Genomic DNA, 17,540 nt, shown 5'->3' on the forward strand with positions numbered 1-17,540 from the left:
GGGTTTTTTATTTAGAACCTATTGGCGGGATTCGGGACGATACTCAGTGCCAGATCATTTTGTCTGGTTGCTGCTCATGTATCTCTTGAACAGTGATCTTGCGCCATAAGCAGGCAAGATATTGAAGAGCGCAAAAAATACTTTTATCGCAATCTGAAAGAGGATCATGTTCAGGATGTCGCTGTTCTTCATCAATCCATAGAAGGCGATATAGCAAAACAGAAAGCTGTCGATAATGACCGCGAAGAAGGTGCTCAGGAATATTCGCAAGAACAAAAATCTGGAGTTTGTCAGCTCTTTTATCTTGCACAGCAAGTATGAGTTTATGTTTTCAGAAACAAGAAACGAAACAGAGGACGCTACCAGTACGGATGACACCTGAATGATCACATCATTGTAAGGTGTTTCCAGCTTCCAGCCGGGCATCCCTGGCAGGAAGGTCGAACCGTAGAGCAGGATGAATACCGTGGATGTACTGGCAAATGCAAAGAAAATGGCTCTTCTGGCTAGCCGCAGTCCAAAGTTCTCATTTAACAAGTCGACGATCAAAAAAGTGATGGAGTAAAGGAATGTGCCAGGAGTAATGATGATGTCCAGCGACTCCAGGTAAATGGGTTTTGTCGCTGCAATGCTGGTGAATATATAAAATGTGACGAGCAGTAAGTTTAGGATGATATAGATCATCCATGAGTTTTCATGGCGATCATTCAGATCGTATGCGGTTAGTGTGTCTCCCTGGGAATAGAGCTTGCGATACAGATTCTTGATTTCCGTTTTGTTCAGGTTATCCATTATTTCACTGTTCAGTACCTCTCTTAGCTTGATTCTGATGACCTTGCCTGTGGCGATGATCATGATTACAGCAAGTTTTTTATTGTTCTCGAAACCCAGAAGCTTGTATTTGCTATTTTCTATTTCGCTTTCATGGGCCGTCATTGAACCGCTCCTCAATGATATCGCCCACTACAATCACGTGATCTGAATCGAAACAAACATCATTCAAGATAAGCAGCTTTCCTGTCAGTTTGTCGTAAATCAGTTTTTCTGTGTCGTCGGTCGATGAGCCCTTTTGTACGATCAACAGATCGCCGGGTTCATTCATGCCACTGATTTCGTTCTCCAGCAGTACCGCTATCAGGTTGTAGGAAGTGCCGAAGTAGTAAGTCAATGGATAGAGCGTCGCCAGCTCCCCAATTCGTTTGTTCATATTGGCTATCAGCAGGCTCTCCTTGATGATCGGAACAGCCGCTGGGTTCATGTTTCCTTGAGGGGAAATACTGCTCTCGATGATCTCCTTTTCTTCAAAGTCGACAGTCTCTATTTCTTCGTAGGAGACGCCGAAAAAATCAGAGATTTTTCGAATGGTGGACTGCTGTACGTTGGTGACCTTGCCCTCCAGAATGTTGTAAATGGTCGTTCTGGTCAGGCCACTGGCGTTGCATAAAGACAGTTGTGTCTCACCACGGCTTTTTATCAGGTACTTGATGTTGCTTTTTAAATGCTCGGTTCTTTCTCTTTTGTGCATCAGATACTCACCACTTCCTTTTGGCCGTAACCCATTGAATCTTTTAAATTTATAGAGCTGTGCCAGGCATGCAGTTGCCCGACGCCGAGACGAGATCGGTCAGACCGATGCGGCCAATGCATGCCGGATTTTTCGTTGCCTGTACCAACCTATGCTCCTTTAGCCGGACTGCCTCCATCCTGGGGCTTTTGCAGTCGGTTTCTTGAGTGATCAAGCCTTCGGCAGGGGGGGATCAGCGTCACCGAGGAAGAATTGTCCCATGCGCCGAGCATGACAATACAGTCCTGCAGGCTCGGCGTCATGGTTCTCGATAGTGAAGGTTCTCAGTAGCGCGAGGCTGAGGCTGCCCTTCTTCGATAAGAAAAGCATCATTTAATTTGAACGATGTTTAATTCTTTGATTAATTTTGTTGCGCCTTATAGAGTCTGACGCCGAGGCTCGGATAAGCCCGATGCAGACAAACGAACGTGATACTCAGGAAGCGTGCTTTCGTTCGTGGCGCGCAACACTCAAGGAAGGGACACATCAGAATGGCAGCTGACACTGAACCACTCAGGACCCAGGCCGACCTGCTGCGACGTGGGCTGGCCGACCTGCGATGCGAAGACACCGAGCTGGCAAGCATTCTGGACGCGGAGGTCGCGCGTCAACACCGCACATTGTCCCTGGTGGCATCGTCCTGCGCGGCCGGCCCCAGAAGCTTGGCGGCATCAGCCTCGGCGCTGGTCAACGTCACCGTCGAGGGGGCACCTGGCCGACGTCATCAGAGCGGGTTCGAAAACGTCGAACGGGTCGAGTCCCTGACCATCCGCCGGGCTCGGGAGCTGTTCGCCGCGCAATACGCTTGCGTGCAATCGCACTCGGCTTCGAACGCCAATTACCAGGTACTGGCAGCCCTGGCCGAACCCGGGGATACGATCCTGGGCATGGCCCTGGATCATGGCGGCCACCTGGCTCACGGCGGCGCACTGAGCTTTATCGAGGCCAACTACAAGGCCGTTCGCTATGGCACCACGTCCCAGGGCGTTATCGATTACCAGGAAGTCCGCCAACTGGCGATGGCCCATCGCCCGCGCATCATCATTTGCGGTGCGACGGCTTATTCGCGGGTCGTGGACTTCCAGCGCTTTCGCGACATTGCCGATGAGGCCGGAGCCCTCCTGCTTGCCGACATTTCACACATCGCCGGGCTGGTAGCCACGGGCCGCCATCCGAGCCCGATCGACGTGGCGCATGTCACGACCACCTGCACCCACAAGCAGCTCGCCGGGCCGCGGGGCGGCCTGATTCTTTGCGGGCGCGATGCAGACACCAAGGTACCCGGCCTGAGGTGGAGCTTTCGTCGGGCTCTCGACCAAGCGGTGTTCCCTGGAATGCAAGGCGCGCCCGCAGTCAACATGATTGCCGCCAAGGCGGCCGCGCTGGGTTATGCCATGTCCCCGCAGTTCGATGCTTACATGGGGCGGATTCGCGCCACGGCGGATGAACTGGCCGATGCGTTCATGGCGCGGGACTACGAGGTGGTCGGAGGAGGGACGGAGAATCACACGATCCTGCTGCGCCTGCGTGGCGGCATCAGCGGCACCATCGCCGAATCGGCATTGGAGAAGTGTGGAATCATCGTCAGCAAAAAGCCCGGTCCGGGGCAAACCCGGTCGTCATTTGCCGCCAATGGCTTGTGTATCGGCACGGGCTCCATCGCCCAGCGCCATGTGGACCCCCAGGGCTGTCGCCAGATCGTCGATCTGGTGTGCCGGGTGCTGGATCAGGTAACGCCTGACGGCGAGCAGAAATACACCCTGGAGCCCGCATTGCAGGAGCAGTTCCGGCGAGAAACCGAAGCGTTTTGCGCGATGTATCCCATTCGCGAGTACGGGGATCGCTGAAAAGTTAAAGCCCCGACTTTCTGCCGAAGTGCGGGGCTTTTTCTTCGGCGCTTAGCTTGGGCTGGCGCCTTCGCGAGCAAGCTCGCTCCTACAGTGTCGGGTTACAGCTGTTGTTGCGCGCTGTAGCCTTCGAACGCGGTCTGTTGCTGGATCGCGGTGACGATGTTCTTGCGGGTCGCTGGCTGCTCGTTGCCGTTCTTGTCGAGGAACATCTCGCTTTCCAGTTCCGCCTCATCGCCTTCGCCGACAAAGCTGAAACCGAGGAACTCGAAGGCTTCACGGTCGACGTTGGCCTTGGAGCGAGGACGCATTGGCAGGGTGACGCTGATGCCGTCCTTGCTGATGGCGAACACTTCCATTTCCTTCTTCGGCCGCGCCTTGCTCTTGCCACCGCTGGGGTTGCTGATGGCCTGGTGTGTCTGGTTCAGCACTTTCAGGGCCAGGCCGTAGACCAGCTCCTGGAAGTCCGGGTCGTCCTTGTAGCTGGAGAGAATCCGGCTGATGGGGAATTTCTTGCTCAAGTCTTCCAGGGCGGCCAGGTCGGCGGCCTCGGCGTCTTTGAGTTGCTTGAGCTGGCCCATGAGTTCATAGGCGGTGTCGTCGTCAAAGCGGTCGTGGGCCTGGCGAATCGCAGCACGCAGTTCGCGAATCTGGTCACTTTCTTTCGAGGTGTGGAAGGCGTCGAGCACCATCTCGCTGATGGTCTTGGCCTGGGACACGTGTTGCGAAAGATGAATGGCGTTTTCGTACTCGGCCTTGTTGGACAGGGCGATTACGGATTCTTCGGTGTTGGAATCAGGCATTGAACATCCACTACTTGGTTTAACAGGTTTGAGGCGCGAAAGGCCCGGGGGGATTTTCGGGGGCGCCTAATCTATTGGACCGAGGCCCTATTGTCACGGACCAAGCGACCGGCCCGGCAGGATCGTCCCTACAGACCGGTTTGCACAGCGAAGATTCCCCAGTGCCCGAAGAGCACGGCCGCGGGGCTTTCAGGCGTTGAGCCGCAACTGCAGGAAGTTGCGGTACAGCTTGAACGCCCGCCCGCAGAACAGACCAACGGTAAAGCCCGCGGCGGCGCCACTGATACCGAGCATCTGCACGCTGGTGGCCTGTTCGGGGTGCACGGCGGTTTGATAGCCGATCCAGTACTTCACGGCGAAGAACAGCAGCGAGATGCCGAGGATCTTCAAGGTGCCGGGCACCAGGATCGCCTCGCCGTCGGACTCCAGCAGCACGCCGGCGCTGGAGAACAGCAGCAGCGCCAGCAGGCTGCCCAGTGCGGCGCCGCCCGCCCAGGCGCCCAGCGCCAGCACGGCATGCTCGCCCAGGTTCACTGACCACAACGACCAGACCAGCAGGATCAGCGGGGTTAGCAGCAGCGAGCGACGGCTCTCACGCGTCGTGGTGAGGGCGCGCAGGCCGTAGTAGCAGATCAGGGCGAAGACGGCGTACACCCACAGCGGCGTGCCTTGAAGAATATCTAGCATCGGTAGCATCCTTGCCGGTCAGAAAAAGTGCGTTTCATAGTGCGCTTTCTACCCGACGACGTGAAGCTTTCCCCCTCTACTGGCTTGCCGCTGCCGCTTGCGGCTAAACACTTGCCGCTTGACGCTCAACGCACCTGCGTATCGCTGACCCCGGCCTCCAGTGCCTGACGCAGATCGCTGCCCCGGCGGGCGATGAACACCAGTTGCGCGGCATGCTCGGTGGGTTGCCCGGTGGCCAGGGTGAACTGGCTGCGCTTGCCCACATGCTGCAACCAATAGGGTTGTTCATTGCCTTCCAGGCGCACCAGGCCCTTGAGGCGCAGCAGGTCGGCAGGCAGGTGCGCCAGCCAGTCGCGCAGCGCCTTGGGCTGCAGCGGTCGCGAGCTTTTCCACACCCAGCTTTCGAACAGCTCGTCGTGGGCCTGGGGCAGGGCCTTGAACAGCACTTCGGTGGAACGCACCGGCGGCGTCAGCAGCAGCTCGGGTGGCAGTTCGGCCTGCACCGTTTCGAACACCGGAGCGCGGCCGCCGAGGCTGGCGCGGATGCTCTGCAGCTGTTCGGGGCTCACCAGGTCGGCCTTGTTCAGCAGCACCCAGTCGGCGCAGGCCACCTGGGCCCGGGACAGCCGGGCCATTTCCCCTTCCAGGTCCTGGTAGCCGCTGGCGTCCACCAGGGTGATCACCGCGTCCAGGTGCAGGCGGTTGCGCAGTTGCGGGTAACCGATGGTCTGCACGATGCGCTGCGGGTCGGAGACGCCGCTGCACTCGATGACGATCCGTTCCAGGGCCGGGCGCAGCTTGGACAGGCTCAGCAGTTGCGCCAGCAGGTCCTCCTGCACGGTGCAGCAGATGCAGCCGTTCTGCAGGCTGTACACCGCGTCGGTGACCTCGGCAATGATCGCCGCATCGATGTTCAGTTCACCGAAGTCGTTGACGATCACCGCCAGTCGGCCGCTGTCGGCGCGCTGCACCAGGCGGTTGAGCAGGGTGGTCTTGCCGGCGCCGAGAAAGCCTGCAACCACGGTCACCGGAATGCTCGGGGTGCTGTTCATTGTTCCTTGCCCTCGATCTCCGGCGGCAGGCCTTCCCACACCGCCTGCAACGGCGTGTCGCTGAAGATGCCCTGGCGGTCGTAGACCAGTTGCCCTTCGACGAAGGTCAGTTGCACCTGGGTGTGGTGGATGTAGTTGCGCGGGTCCTGGGCGAACAGGTTGCGGTCGAGGACGATCAGGTCCGCCGACTTGCCGGCTTGCAGGCTGCCGGTCAGGTGTTCCAGGCCCATGGCGTGGGCGCCGTTGAGGGTCGCCACTTGCAGCGCCTGTTCCAGGCTGATGGGGTCGCCGAAGGTGTCGGGCTCCTGGTTCCACGGGTTCTGCCGGGTGACCATGGTTTCCAGGGCCAGCCACGGGTCGATGGACGCCACCGGCCAGTCGGTGCCGAACACCGCGATGCCACCGGCCGCCAGCACGCCCTTGAAGTCATAGATGCGCTTGAGGCGCTCCTGGCCGTAACCGGAGCGGGCACCGCTGGCGAACGGGGTCGGGTACCAGGCGGCCGGGGAGAACTCGGCGATCACGTCCAGGCTCTGGAAGCGCTTGAGGTTGCCCGGGTGCAGCAGGGTGCTGTGGGCGCATTGGTGACGGATGCCGCTGTTGCCATTGCGCCGCCGGGCTTCGGCCACGGCGTCGAGGAACACGTCGGAAGCACCGTCGCCGGTGCAGTGGGCGATCACCCGCAGGCCGCGCTTGTCCATGTCCACCACCATGTCGGTGATGTGTTCCGGGGTCAGGTTGAGCTTGCCGCGCCAGCTCGATTCTTCCGGCCAGGGGGTCAGCAGGTAGGACGACTTGGGCTCCACGGTGCCGTCGAAGTGGAACTTCACCGCGTTGGCGCTCAGGCGCGCGCTGCGATAGAAATGCCGCTCGCCGCTGAGCAGCTCCCAGCGCCGACGCACCGGGAAGATGTCGTCCTGCCAACTGATGGCGGCTTCCACCCGCAGGGTCAGCTCGCCGGCATCGTCCAGTTCCTTGAGGGCCTGCAGGCGGTTCTCGCAGACGTGCACGTACTTGGTGGCGGTGACCCCGCGCGAGGTCTGGAAGTGCACGCCGTCACGGTAGGCGCGGCGCAGTACTGGGACCGGCGTCGGCGGCATGGCTGCGTGAATCAGGGCGTAGGCGCCGTCGATCAACAGGCCGTTGGGTTCGCCGGTCAACTCGTCGCGCTCCAGGTAACCGTTGCGCGGGTCGCTGGTGTGGCGGTCGATGCCGGCCAGTTCCAGGGCCTTGGAGTTGACCATCATGGTGCCCCACATGCGGTCCAGCAGGGCCACCGGGCGGTCGGGCATGACGCTGTCGAGCCACTCGCGGCCCGGTGTCAGGCCGGCTTCGCGGAAGGTGTAGCGCACCCAGTACTGGCCGTAGATCCAGCCGCCGCCGGGGTGGCTGTCGGCATAGGCGTGGATCGCCGCCGCCAGTTGCTCGGGAGTCGGGTCTTCGATGCCCACGTCCAGGTCGTCGGCGTAGCGCGGCGCCAGGGCCAGGTCCGGGTGGGTGTGCATGTCGTGCAGCCCGGGCATGCAGAAGGCCCCGTCCAGGTCGTGCTGGCGGGTGTTGGGCCCGATCAGCGACGCCAGGGAGGCGAGGCTGCCCACCGCGATCAGCTTGCCCTGGCGGATGGCCACGGCGTCGGCCCAGGGCTGGGCCGGATCGAGGGTGTACATCCGGCCGTTGTGCAGCACCAGTTCGGCGTATTGATCGACGGCGCTATGGGTGGAGTTGAATTGGTCGGAAGCGGTCACGGGGTCAACCTCTCAAGCAGGGGGCCCTTCAAAGGTGGGCAGAAAAGTGGGCGACAAGCTCAGTTGCATTCTTGTTGTGCGGGCTACTGTGGCGAGGGAGCTTGCTCCCGCTGGGTGGCGTAGCCACCCCAATGGCCGCGACCGCGATGGCCAGGCCTTTACGACTGCTTTGCAGCCGAACGGGAGCAAGCTCCCTCGCCACAATCGGGCTGTTGTTCAGCGTTGTGCGCCCAGGGTTTCGACAAAGCCGGCGATGCGCTGGCAGGCGTCCTTCAGCACCTCGTCGGCGACGGTGAAGGAGATCCGCACGAAGCCCTCGGCGCTGGCCCCAAAGGCCTGGGCGTCGAGCACCGAAACCCCGGTGGCGCGGAACAGCTGCCAGGCGAAATCCATGCTCGACAGCCCGGTGCGGCGCACGTCCACCAGCATGAACATCCCGGCTTCCGGCTCGCGGCAATCGAGCAGTTGCACCGACTTGAGTCCGGCCACCACCAGGTCGCGGCGCCGGCGATAGACCTCGCGGGCGCTGCCGATCACTTCTTCATCCAGCTCCAGGGCCTTGAGCGCGGCTTCCTGGATAAACCCAGGCAGGCCGTAGAGCATGCACAGCAGCAGGTTGTCCAGGTGCCCGACCAGGGCGGGCGGGGCGATCACCCAGCCCACGCGCCAGCCGGTCATGGCGTGGGTCTTCGACAGGCTGTTGAGGATCACCGTGCGCTCGGCCATGCCCGGCATCGAAGCGATGCTCAGGTGCTCGCGGTCATAGGTCAGTTGCCCGTAGACCTCGTCGGAGATCACCCACAGGTCGTGCTTGCGCGCCACTTCGGCCACGGCTTCCAGCTCTTCGCGGCTGTAGATGTTGCCGGTGGGGTTGCACGGAGTGGCCAGGGCGATGCCCCGGGTCTTGTCGGTCAGCGCGGCTTCCAGGGCGGCGGCGGTCAGGCGAAAGCCGTTGGCCGCCGGCTGCTGGACGCAGGCGATCTGCGCACCGGAGGCATGCACGCAGGCCTCGTAGGTCAGGTACATGGGCTCGGGCACCAGCACTTCGTCGCCACTGCCGAACAGGCACAGGCAGGTGGCGAACAGACCGTTCTGCGCCCCGGCCACCAGGGCCACGTTGTCGGCGCTGACCTCGATCCCCAGCAGGCGCCGCTGCTTGGCGGCAATCGCCTCGCGCAGGGCCGGGCGACCCAGGACGTGGGTGTAATGGGTGTCGCCTTGCTCCAGGGCGGCGCTGGCGGCGGCGCTGATGCGTGCATCGGTGGCGAAGTCCGGATCACCGACGCTGAGGACGATCACGTCCTCGCCGCGCCCCCGAGCCTCGATGGCTGCGTAGTGGATGTCCCAGGCGCTGACGGATTCGCCGCTGATGCGCTGAACGAAAGGTGAGTAACGCATGCTGTTCTCCTCACGGGCCTCATTGCCCGCGCAATAAATGGGTTCAGGCCTGACGCTGGGGCCGCTGATGCTGCGAAGCGTTGCCCAGGCGTGCGCACAGGTGTTCGATGACAAAGGCCAGGACGATGTAGATCAGCGCCACCGCCAGCAGCGGTTCGTAGACCTTCAGGGTTTGGGCGCGCACCAGATTGGCCGCGCCCAGCAGGTCGGTGACCGCCACGGTGGAGGCCAATGCGGTGGCCTTGAGCAGCAGCACGCATTCGCCCACCAGGGTCGGGCGTACCAGCTCCAGGGCCCGGGGCAACCAGACCCGGCGCAAGGTCAGCCAGTAGCCCATGCCATAGGCGCGGGCGGCTTCCAGTTCGCCCCGGGGCACGGCCCGCAGGCCGCCGCGCAGCACTTCGCCGACATAGGCGCCGACACTCAGGGTCAGGGCCAGGGCCACGTACCAGAAGCCTTCACGCAGGTAGGGCCAGAGAAAGCTGCCGCGGATCGGCGGGTAGGCGGCGAACAGGCTGCCGACCCCGTAATAGAGGATGTAGATCTGTACCAGCAGCGGCGTACCGCGGAACACGCTGATGTAGAACTGCATGGGCGCACGCAGCAACGGATTGCGCGACACCCGGCCCAGGCCCACCACCACCGCCAGGGCGAAGCCGCAGATTCCGCTCAGCAGCAGGAGCTTGAGGGTGATGCCCAGGCCGCGCAGCAGCTCTGTGGAAAAACCGTTGATCCAGGAAAAGTCCATCCGAGTCTCCTAGTGCTGGGGCAGCCAGCGGTTGGTGCGACGTTCGAGCACACGGAACAGGCGGCCGGACACCAGGGTGATGACGAAATAGAAGGCCGCGACCGCCAGGTAGAACACCAGGTAATGCTTGGTGGAACCGGCCGCCTGCTTGCCCACCGAAAGCAGCTCGCTGTAGCCGACGATGCTGATCAGCGCGCTGTCCTTGACCAGCACCAGCCACAGGTTCGACAGCCCGGCCATGGCGTAGGGCAGCATGCTCGGCAGCAGGATGCGCCGCACCAGCAGCCAGCGCTCGATGCCGTAGGCCCGCGCCGCTTCGATCTGGCCGTGGGGAATGGCCTGGATCGCGCCGCGGATGATCTCCGCCGAATAGGCGCCCTGGACAATCCCCAGCACCAGTACCGCAGCGATGAAGCCGTTGACCGTGACGCTCGGCCGGTCCATGGCGGCCATGGCCATGTTCAACAGGTCTGTGCCGGCGTAGTACAGCAGCAGGATCAGCAGCAGCTCGGGCATGGCCCGGTACAGGGTGGTGTAGACGTTGGCCAGCTGTACCAGCCAACGCGGGCCCTTGAGCTTGATCAGCGCCACCAGCAGGCCGATGCCCAGGCCGAGGACGAAGGCTCCGGCGGAAATCTGCAAGGACACCAGCGCGCCCTGGGCCAGGGCGCCGAGCCAGCCGTCGGCGACGAACAGTTGGGAAAGGTCGGACAGAGAAATCATGACGTATCCAGTCAACGCCGGCGGCCCGCGCAAGCGGGCGCGCCGGACGGCTTAGTTGGCAGAGATGTCGACGCTGAAGTAGCGGCTGCGGATCTTGTCGTAGGTGCCGTCGGCCTTGAGCGAGGCCAGGGCGCTGTTGATCCGTTGCTGCAGGGCGCTGTCACCTTTGCGCAGGCCGACGCCGATGCCGGAACCGAACAGCGGGTCTTTCGGTGCCAGGCCCTTGTCTGCCAGGCCGGCCCCGGCGGTGGTCTTGAGGATCGGCTCGATGGTCAGCGCGTCGGCCAGCATCACGTCGATGCGCCCGCTCTGCAGGTCGGCGATCATGTCGTCCTGGGTGGTGTAGTAGCGCAGGGTCGAGGTCTTGCCGTAGTAGGTCTTGGCGAAGGTGGCGTTGGAGGTCGAGCCCTGCACGCCGATCAGCTTGCCCTTGAGGCCCTCGGGGGTGGTGACCAGGTCCAGGCTCTGGTCGGCGACCCACATGGCCGGGGTCTGGTAGTAGGGCGCGGAGAAATCGATGACCTTCTCGCGCTCCTCGGTGATGCTCAGGGAGTTGAGGATGGCATCGATCTGGCTCGATTGCAGGGCCGGAATCAAACCGTCCCAGGCCACTTCCTTGAGTGGGCACTGGGCCTGCATGCGTTCGCACAGAGCCTTGATCAGCTCCGGTTCGAAGCCGCTCCAGTCGCCGTTGCCGCTTTTCATCGAGAACGGCGGGTAGGGTTCCAAAGCAATGCCGAAGACGATCTTGTCGGCGGCCACCGCGTGGCTGGCCATTGCGCTGAACAGGCAACCGGTGGCGAGCACCTTGAGCAGGTTTTTCATGGCTTTACCCTTTATCGAAGTTGTTGTTTTCAAGGATTGAAGCGGGACGTCAGACGCGGTTTTCCTGGGCCATGACGAATTGCCGGCAGCGTTCGCTGACCGGGTTGAGGAACACTTGCTGCGGCGGGCCTTCTTCTTCCACCAGCCCCTGGTGGAGGAACATCACCTTGCTCGATACATCCCGGGCGAAGGCCATTTCGTGGGTCACCAGGATCATGGTGCGGCCTTCCTCGGCGATGCCCTGGATGACCTTGAGCACCTCGCCCACCAGTTCCGGGTCCAGGGCTGAGGTCGGTTCGTCCATCAACAGCACCTGGGGGCGCATGGCCAGGGCCCGGGCGATGGCCACCCGTTGTTGCTGGCCACCGGAGAGAAAGGACGGGAAGGCGTCGCGCTTGTTGGCCAGGCCGACCTTTTCCAGCAGGTGCTCGGCGTGGGCGATGGCGTCCTTGCGGTCTTCACCGAGGACATACACCGGCGCCTCGATGACGTTTTCCAGCACGCTGCGGTGGGGCCAGAGGTTGAAGCTCTGGAACACCATGCTCAATTGCGTGCGCAAGCGCGCCACCTGGGCCGGGTCGGCAACCTGCGGGTTGCCAGCGCGATCGGTCTTCAGACGCACCTCTTCACCATTGATGCGCAGGCTGCCGCTGCAGGGGATTTCCAACAGGTTGATGCAGCGCAGCAGGGTGCTTTTGCCCGAGCCGCTGGAACCGATCAGCGACACCACTTCGCCTTCATTGGCGCGCAGGGCTATGCCCTTGAGCACGTGGTGATCGGCGTAGCTCTTGTGCAGATCATCGATCGCCACCACGGGATTGACGGAGTTGGGCTGCGATTGCAAGGGTCGACCCTCTTGTTATTGTGCGATGGCCGGGCAGCACCCGGCACAGGGTAGGGCTGGAGAATTAGCTATCGATGGCCTGGGGTCAATCGAGCATTTTTAGCCCTATCCGGTAATTTTTTTCAGCAGTCGGGGATTTTTTCAGCGACGGGCAAGGCTATTGCCGGAGCACGATTGCGGCTATGGTGCGGACACTCGTTTTCTTGCAGTCGAGGCCTGATCGGTATGCGTTATCCCTCCATGACCGCCCTGCGCGCCCTGGACGCGGTGGCCCGCCTGGGCAGTGTCGCCGAAGCCGCCAATGAGCTGAACCTGACCCCCAGCGCCATCAGTCATCAGATCAAGAGCCTGGAGCAGACCCTCGGGTTCGCCCTGACCGAGCGCCAGGGCCGCAGCATTCGCATCACCTACCAGGGCGAGCGCTATGCCCGGGACATTCACCTGCTGCTGGCCAATATCCTTGAGGCCGGGCAGCGCTCCGACGGCCAGCAGGTCAGCGGGCGGCTGTGCATCAGCAGCCCGCCAGGGTTCGCTACCTATTGGCTGTGCACCCATATCGCCGAGTTCCAGGCGCTGTATCCCCAGGTCGAATTGCAGCTGGTGTCACCGCGCACGCCAGGCGACACCAGCGACAGCAGCGTTGATCTGTTCGTCGCCTACGGCATGGGCGACTGGCCCAACCAGCATGTGCAGAAGATCGTCTCCCTGCGCTATTTCCCGGTGTGCAGCCCGAGCCTGGTGAATGCCATGGGCGGATTGAAAACCCTCGACAGCCTGGACCACGCCCTGCTCCTGCACATGATCGACTACTCCGACTGGCGGGTCTGGCTGGCGGCGGCCGGGGCGCCGAATGTCGATGTGCGCCGGGGCATCGTGTTCGCCGACGCGCACTTCGTGCAGTCGGCCTGCATCGCCGGCCAGGGCATCGCCATGGGCGACAATCTGATCAGCGGCGAGGCGCTGGCCAGGGGGCAACTGGTGCAGCCTTTCGGCACCGAGATCGAATCCAACCGCGGCTACTACCTGGTGGCCGATCTGCTCAAGGCCGAGCGTCCGGTGGTGCTGGCCTTCAGCGAGTGGGTCAAGTCGCAGTTGCAAGGCATCACCCGCTTGCACCCGGAGCCCCGGCGCAATGGCAAAGCGTGAATTTTATTGAGCAATCGCGGCGATTTTTTTCGATTGTTGCCCCGCGGGTGCAGCGACTAATGTCCCTCGGCATCAGCAGGGCGCAGGGTGTCGCCCGCACATAAGAACAAGAGGAAGTAGTCGATGACCACCTGTGCCCAGTCCCTGGTGCGTTTGCTGGAAGGTTATGGCGTGGACACGGTGTTCGGGATTCCCGGCGTGCACACCGTCGAGCTGTATCGCGGCCTGCACGGCAGTCGCCTGCGCCATGTCAGTCCGCGGCACGAACAGGGCGCCGGCTTCATGGCCGACGGCTATGCCCGGGCCAGCGGCAAGCCGGGTGTGTGCTTCATCATCACTGGCCCCGGCATGACCAACATCCTTACCGCCATGGGCCAGGCCTACGCCGATTCGGTACCGATGCTGGTGATTTCCACGGTCAACCGTCGCGAACATCTGCGCCTGGGCCATGGCCATCTGCATGAACTGCCGGACCAGCGGGCGATGGTGGCCGGGGTCTGTGCCTTCAGCCACACCCTGCAAGCCCCCGCGGAATTGCCCGAGCTGCTGGCCCGGGCCTTTGCCGTGTTCAAGTGCGCTCGGCCACGGCCGGTGCACATCGAGATTCCCCTGGATGTGCTGGACATGCCCGCCACCGACCTCAACCTGATGCCCCGCAGCCTGCCCGGTGCGCCGGCGCCTGCCGGAGCTTCGGTCGACGCGGCGGTGGCCTTGCTCAACAGCGCTCATCGCCCGCTGATCCTCGCCGGTGGCGGCGCTCGGGGTTGCGCCGAAGTCCTGCGCCAACTGGCCGAGCGCCTGCAAGCGCCGGTGGCTCTGACCACCAACGCCCGCGGCCTGCTGCCCTGCGCCCACCCGTTGCTGCTCGACGGCGTGCAGTCGTCGGCCCACGGCCGGGCCCTGATCGATGAGGCGGATGTGGTGCTGGCGGTGGGCACTGAGCTAGGGGAAACCGACTACGACTTCTTCGGCCTGGGGCCGCTGCGTTTCAAGGGCTCGCTGATCCGCCTGGACATCGACCCGATGCAGGTCATGGGCGTGCAACGAGCCCATGTCGGCCTGGTGGGCGATGCCCTGGAGGGCTTGCAGGCCTTGCTGGGCAAAGTGCTGCAGCCCAGCTCTCGCGGTCGTTGGGCCGTGGACAGCGTGCAGCGGGTCAACCAGGCCGAACGTGCTGGCTGGACGCCCAAGCAACAAGGCCTGCAAGGTTTGCTCGACCTGCTGCGCGACACCCTGGGCAGCCCGATCCTGGTGGGCGACTCGACCCAGCCGGTGTATCAGGGCGCCAGCGGCTATCAGGCCCCGGCACCGGCCAGCTGGTTCAATGCCGGCAGTGGCTACGGCACCCTGGGCTACGGTTTGCCGGCGGCCATGGGGGCCAAGCTGGCACGGCCGGAGCGCCCGGTGGTGGCGCTGGTGGGGGATGGCGGCCTGCAGTTCGCCAGCAGCGAGTTGATCGCCGCCAAGGAAGCGCAGATCGGCGTGATCCTGCTGGTGTGGAACAACCAGTGCTACGGCGAGATCCGCGACTACATGCAGGCCCGGGACATCGCCCCGCTGGGGGTGGACATCCTCACCCCGGATTTCCAGGCCATGGCCCGAAGCTTTCACGTAGCGCACCATCGCGCCGACACCCCAGGGCAACTGCAGGACTTGCTGCAGACCCTCAAGGACACCCGGCAGCCGGTGATGATCGAGGTCGACGCCCGGGCCTACCTGGCCCTGGACTGATCCGCCGACCGGTTCGGCGCCCCTGCCAAGAAGAGGCGGGCGTTCAAGGAACAAGGTGGGTTACATTGGCCTCGCTCGCCAGGACGCACCTTGTCACTTGAGGATTCAGGGATGAACTGCATTTTCTGCCAAATCGTCGCCGGCACCCTGCCGGCGGCCGTGGTCTACCGTGATGAACACTGCATGGCCTTCATGGACGTGCATCCACTGGGGGCGGGGCATGTCCTGCTGATTCCCCAGTCCCATGTGGAAAAGCTCGAGCAATTGCCCGGCTTCGTCCGCCAGCACCTGTATCAGGTGTTCGACGGCCTGCTGGCCGCGCAACGGCGCGCCGGCTACGGCGTCGAAGGCACCCACTTGCTGGTCAACGATGGCCGGGCCACCAACCAGCATATCCCCCATGCCCATCTGCACCTGATCCCGCGCAAGCGTGGCGACGGCCTGGGCTTTGCCGGGCGCTTGCTGCTGCATTTCACTGGCGTGTTCGGGCGTCGCGCGAAACTGGAAGTCTTGCAGCAGCAGGCTGCCGGCATCGCCGAACAGGTGCGCGTGCCCTGGGTCAGTGAAACCCCGATAGGTGGCCGCTGATATGGATCACCGTCGCGCGCTGGCGCTGGAGTATGCGGAGCACCAATACCTGCGGACCCGGGTCCAGGGGCTGGCGAACCTGCCGGGCAATCCCCATGGGGCCAGCTTGCATGGCGAACCGGGCTGTGGCGCCTTTGTCGTCGCTGGCAATCCCAGTCCGATGATGAACCGGGTGCATGGCGACTGCGGGCAACAGGCCGGCAGTCTTGTCGATCTGATACAGACTTGCGCGGCCTACGCCCCGGCGATCGCCTTGATCGCCGAGTCGGTCAAGGTGGCGCCTGCCCTGGATCTGCAAGGGCAGCCGTTGCAGCGCCTCAAGGGCTGGACCCACGGGCAGTTGTTCGCCCCCTTGGCGGAGATTGTCGCGCCGCCTTCATTGCTGGATATCGAACCGGTGAGTGACTCGACCTTGGAAGACTTCTGCGCGCTGCATGGCGAAAGTTTCAACACCCCTGCTGCGGCGCGAACGATCAATCAGGCGGCTTTCGGCGGATTGCTCAATGAGGGGCGTGGGTACTTGTACCTGGTGCGCGAGCAGGGCATGGCGGTGGCCGGGGCGGCGCTGTTTCTCGCCGACAACGACGTGGCCTACCTGGGCACCGCCTTTACCACCAAGGCCGCCAGGGGCCAGGGTTATCACCGGGCCCTGATCGTCCATCGCTTGCAGCAGGCCGCCGCCCTCGGTGCCCAGAGTGTGGGTGCCACTGCCCTGGTGAATTCGCAAAGCCGGCGCAACCTGGAGCACTGCGGCTTGCGCCTGTCCCACCTGCAAACCCTGTATCGGGCCGTGCCTTAGTACGGGTTCTATTGCGCGGCTGGCACCGGGGCGAAGCGGATCGAGTGCAGGATCGCGTCCAGGGTCGCGAAGTCCTGGAAGAACCCCACGCTGTCAGCCACCACTTGACGCTGCCCGCTGTCGAGCAACGCCATCAGGCAGGTGCCACCATAGGCATGAAAGCCGGTTTCCTCATCGCTGATGCCGCAGGTCTGATAGGCCCGCAATCCTTTCCAGCCGGGGCCTGATAGGTCTTGCACCGGGCTGGGAGCATCCCTGCCGGCGCTGCGCATCCAGACGCCGTTCTCCTGATAGAAAAACAGCTCTTCGGCGGCCTGTTCCAGGCTGCCCTGTCGCAGGCACAGGTGGAGGGTGTATTCCTCCTGGGGGCGTTTTTTCGGGTGGTCCAGGGTGAGGCAGTTCTGCGTCTGGCTGAGCTTCCAGCCTTTGGGGTACTGCAGGCTGAATCCCGGGCCCTTGAAGCGTGGCGAATCCTTGGGTAATACCGGAATCCCGTCCTCCTCCCGCAAGGGTTCATACAGCCTGGGATCGCTGCGACAGACGGACAGCGGGCGGGCCTGGGCCTTGTGCAATTGGTCGAGGCGATGCGTCCGGGGATCAGCACTGGCGCTGACGCAGGCACAGCCGTAGCCGTAGTGGTTGTTGGTGCGCACCCATTGCTGGTCGTTGAAGGTGGGCCAGTCGCCTTCGGCCTGATAGCCGCCCTGGCTGGCAATTTCCCAGACGCCGTCACGGTCGGTCAGGGTGGCGTTGGCCGGTGTCGGGTTCTCGAACCAGCCGCAACGGCGTTCGACCTTGGCCGGCGCCGCGAACGTGGGCAGGGTGAAAACGCTCAGAAGGGTGCAAAGCATGACGCGCTGAAGCATGGAGCATCCTTGTTCGAGGGGCGGGGAGGGAACAGTGGGGCGCCGCTTGAGGCGCGTCAACCCGATAGGGGGCGTGAATGGCTACGCCTCAGGACCAGGATGGCCTGGACCCTTGTAGCTGCCTGATGTTCTGCGCAGTTAAGGCTTCGCTAAGCCTGGCCGAAACAGCGGTTG

17 protein-coding genes are annotated in these 17,540 nt (G+C 62.9%); 5 read left to right on the forward strand and 12 right to left on the reverse strand.

Translation table 11 applies throughout. From position 1 onward, the window contains the following. Positions 1 to 54 precede the first annotated feature (54 nt). Both BLV47_RS05045 and BLV47_RS05050 read right to left on the reverse strand, forming a co-directional pair. On the reverse strand, positions 55 to 936 hold the full coding sequence (locus tag BLV47_RS05045; RefSeq protein ID WP_092310588.1) for a queuosine precursor transporter: 882 nt from the start codon (positions 934 to 936) through the stop codon (positions 55 to 57). Then, entirely contained in the window at positions 923 to 1,525 is a 603-nt protein-coding gene (locus BLV47_RS05050) for a helix-turn-helix transcriptional regulator (protein ID WP_092310591.1), read from the reverse strand. The genes BLV47_RS05045 and BLV47_RS05050 overlap by 14 nt, the downstream gene beginning before the upstream one ends. 530 nt (positions 1,526 to 2,055) lie before the next feature. On the opposite strand from BLV47_RS05050, the gene BLV47_RS05055 reads away from it, so the two are divergent. Continuing rightward, complete coding sequence (locus tag BLV47_RS05055) at positions 2,056 to 3,411, forward strand: serine hydroxymethyltransferase (protein ID WP_092310594.1); 1,356 nt, start codon at positions 2,056 to 2,058, stop codon at positions 3,409 to 3,411. Between the two features lie 101 nt (positions 3,412 to 3,512). Here the strand turns inward: BLV47_RS05055 and BLV47_RS05060 are convergent, their stop codons facing one another. The 9 genes from BLV47_RS05060 to BLV47_RS05100 all read right to left on the reverse strand — a co-directional run bounded on the left by BLV47_RS05060 (position 3,513) and on the right by BLV47_RS05100 (position 12,236). Beyond that, the gene (locus BLV47_RS05060) at positions 3,513 to 4,214 is read right to left on the reverse strand and encodes a hypothetical protein (RefSeq protein ID WP_092310597.1); all 702 of its coding nucleotides are present in this window, start codon (positions 4,212 to 4,214) and stop codon (positions 3,513 to 3,515) included. Between the two features lie 189 nt (positions 4,215 to 4,403). Next, positions 4,404 to 4,901, reverse strand: a complete 498-nt coding sequence (locus BLV47_RS05065) for a DUF6622 family protein (RefSeq protein WP_092310600.1) — start codon at positions 4,899 to 4,901, stop codon at positions 4,404 to 4,406. Positions 4,902 to 5,026: 125 nt separating this feature from the next. After that, positions 5,027 to 5,953, reverse strand: a complete 927-nt coding sequence (locus BLV47_RS05070; RefSeq protein ID WP_092310603.1) for a CobW family GTP-binding protein — start codon at positions 5,951 to 5,953, stop codon at positions 5,027 to 5,029. Next, the gene (locus BLV47_RS05075; protein WP_092310606.1) at positions 5,950 to 7,698 is read right to left on the reverse strand and encodes an amidohydrolase; all 1,749 of its coding nucleotides are present in this window, start codon (positions 7,696 to 7,698) and stop codon (positions 5,950 to 5,952) included. Before BLV47_RS05075 ends, BLV47_RS05070 begins: the two co-directional genes overlap by 4 nt. Positions 7,699 to 7,914: 216 nt before the next feature. Further along, complete coding sequence (locus tag BLV47_RS05080; RefSeq protein WP_092310609.1) at positions 7,915 to 9,096, reverse strand: pyridoxal phosphate-dependent aminotransferase; 1,182 nt, start codon at positions 9,094 to 9,096, stop codon at positions 7,915 to 7,917. Positions 9,097 to 9,139: 43 nt separating this feature from the next. Beyond that, positions 9,140 to 9,844 (reverse strand): ABC transporter permease, encoded by a 705-nt coding sequence (locus tag BLV47_RS05085; RefSeq protein ID WP_092310612.1) that lies wholly within the window; start codon positions 9,842 to 9,844, stop codon positions 9,140 to 9,142. Positions 9,845 to 9,853: 9 nt separating this feature from the next. Then, positions 9,854 to 10,567: an ABC transporter permease gene (locus BLV47_RS05090; RefSeq protein ID WP_092310615.1), complete on the reverse strand. Its 714-nt coding sequence runs from the start codon at positions 10,565 to 10,567 to the stop codon at positions 9,854 to 9,856. Positions 10,568 to 10,618: 51 nt separating this feature from the next. Continuing rightward, on the reverse strand, positions 10,619 to 11,392 hold the full coding sequence (locus BLV47_RS05095; RefSeq protein WP_092310618.1) for a transporter substrate-binding domain-containing protein: 774 nt from the start codon (positions 11,390 to 11,392) through the stop codon (positions 10,619 to 10,621). Positions 11,393 to 11,441: 49 nt separating this feature from the next. After that, positions 11,442 to 12,236 carry an ABC transporter ATP-binding protein gene (locus BLV47_RS05100; protein ID WP_016966681.1) on the reverse strand — a complete coding sequence of 265 codons (795 nt, stop codon included), beginning with the start codon at positions 12,234 to 12,236 and terminating at the stop codon, positions 11,442 to 11,444. Between the two features lie 225 nt (positions 12,237 to 12,461). Between BLV47_RS05100 and BLV47_RS05105 the strand changes: the two genes are divergently transcribed. The 4 genes from BLV47_RS05105 to BLV47_RS05120 all read left to right on the forward strand — a co-directional run bounded on the left by BLV47_RS05105 (position 12,462) and on the right by BLV47_RS05120 (position 16,500). Then, positions 12,462 to 13,382: a LysR substrate-binding domain-containing protein gene (locus BLV47_RS05105; RefSeq protein ID WP_060842013.1), complete on the forward strand. Its 921-nt coding sequence runs from the start codon at positions 12,462 to 12,464 to the stop codon at positions 13,380 to 13,382. A gap of 123 nt (positions 13,383 to 13,505) precedes the next feature. Continuing rightward, entirely contained in the window at positions 13,506 to 15,113 is a 1,608-nt protein-coding gene (locus BLV47_RS05110; RefSeq protein WP_092310620.1) for a 5-guanidino-2-oxopentanoate decarboxylase, read from the forward strand. 111 nt (positions 15,114 to 15,224) lie between these two features. Continuing rightward, a complete protein-coding gene (locus BLV47_RS05115; RefSeq protein WP_092310623.1) occupies positions 15,225 to 15,701 on the forward strand; it encodes an HIT family protein in 477 nt (158 codons plus the stop codon). A 1-nt stretch (position 15,702) separates the two neighbouring features. Continuing rightward, the gene (locus BLV47_RS05120; RefSeq protein WP_092310626.1) at positions 15,703 to 16,500 is read left to right on the forward strand and encodes a GNAT family N-acetyltransferase; all 798 of its coding nucleotides are present in this window, start codon (positions 15,703 to 15,705) and stop codon (positions 16,498 to 16,500) included. Positions 16,501 to 16,508: 8 nt separating this feature from the next. Here the strand turns inward: BLV47_RS05120 and BLV47_RS05125 are convergent, their stop codons facing one another. Further along, a complete protein-coding gene (locus tag BLV47_RS05125; protein WP_092310629.1) occupies positions 16,509 to 17,366 on the reverse strand; it encodes a DUF4087 domain-containing protein in 858 nt (285 codons plus the stop codon). Positions 17,367 to 17,540: the final 174 nt, after the last annotated feature.

The organism is Pseudomonas saponiphila, assembly GCF_900105185.1.
Taxonomy (GTDB): Bacteria; Pseudomonadota; Gammaproteobacteria; order Pseudomonadales; family Pseudomonadaceae; genus Aquipseudomonas; species Aquipseudomonas saponiphila.

Excerpts from the sequence above, each read along its gene's own strand:
- BLV47_RS05045 (WP_092310588.1), bottom strand. The coding sequence starts at position 936 with ATGACGGCCCATGAAAGCGAAATAGAAAATAGCAAATACAAGCTTCTG.
- BLV47_RS05050 (WP_092310591.1), bottom strand. The coding sequence starts at position 1,525 with ATGCACAAAAGAGAAAGAACCGAGCATTTAAAAAGCAACATCAAGTAC.
- BLV47_RS05055 (WP_092310594.1), top strand. The coding sequence starts at position 2,056 with ATGGCAGCTGACACTGAACCACTCAGGACCCAGGCCGACCTGCTGCGA.
- BLV47_RS05060 (WP_092310597.1), bottom strand. The coding sequence starts at position 4,214 with ATGCCTGATTCCAACACCGAAGAATCCGTAATCGCCCTGTCCAACAAG.
- BLV47_RS05065 (WP_092310600.1), bottom strand. The coding sequence starts at position 4,901 with ATGCTAGATATTCTTCAAGGCACGCCGCTGTGGGTGTACGCCGTCTTC.
- BLV47_RS05070 (WP_092310603.1), bottom strand. The coding sequence starts at position 5,953 with ATGAACAGCACCCCGAGCATTCCGGTGACCGTGGTTGCAGGCTTTCTC.
- BLV47_RS05080 (WP_092310609.1), bottom strand. The coding sequence starts at position 9,096 with ATGCGTTACTCACCTTTCGTTCAGCGCATCAGCGGCGAATCCGTCAGC.
- BLV47_RS05085 (WP_092310612.1), bottom strand. The coding sequence starts at position 9,844 with ATGGACTTTTCCTGGATCAACGGTTTTTCCACAGAGCTGCTGCGCGGC.
- BLV47_RS05090 (WP_092310615.1), bottom strand. The coding sequence starts at position 10,567 with ATGATTTCTCTGTCCGACCTTTCCCAACTGTTCGTCGCCGACGGCTGG.
- BLV47_RS05095 (WP_092310618.1), bottom strand. The coding sequence starts at position 11,392 with ATGAAAAACCTGCTCAAGGTGCTCGCCACCGGTTGCCTGTTCAGCGCA.
- BLV47_RS05105 (WP_060842013.1), top strand. The coding sequence starts at position 12,462 with ATGCGTTATCCCTCCATGACCGCCCTGCGCGCCCTGGACGCGGTGGCC.
- BLV47_RS05110 (WP_092310620.1), top strand. The coding sequence starts at position 13,506 with ATGACCACCTGTGCCCAGTCCCTGGTGCGTTTGCTGGAAGGTTATGGC.
- BLV47_RS05115 (WP_092310623.1), top strand. The coding sequence starts at position 15,225 with ATGAACTGCATTTTCTGCCAAATCGTCGCCGGCACCCTGCCGGCGGCC.
- BLV47_RS05120 (WP_092310626.1), top strand. The coding sequence starts at position 15,703 with ATGGATCACCGTCGCGCGCTGGCGCTGGAGTATGCGGAGCACCAATAC.
- BLV47_RS05125 (WP_092310629.1), bottom strand. The coding sequence starts at position 17,366 with ATGCTTCAGCGCGTCATGCTTTGCACCCTTCTGAGCGTTTTCACCCTG.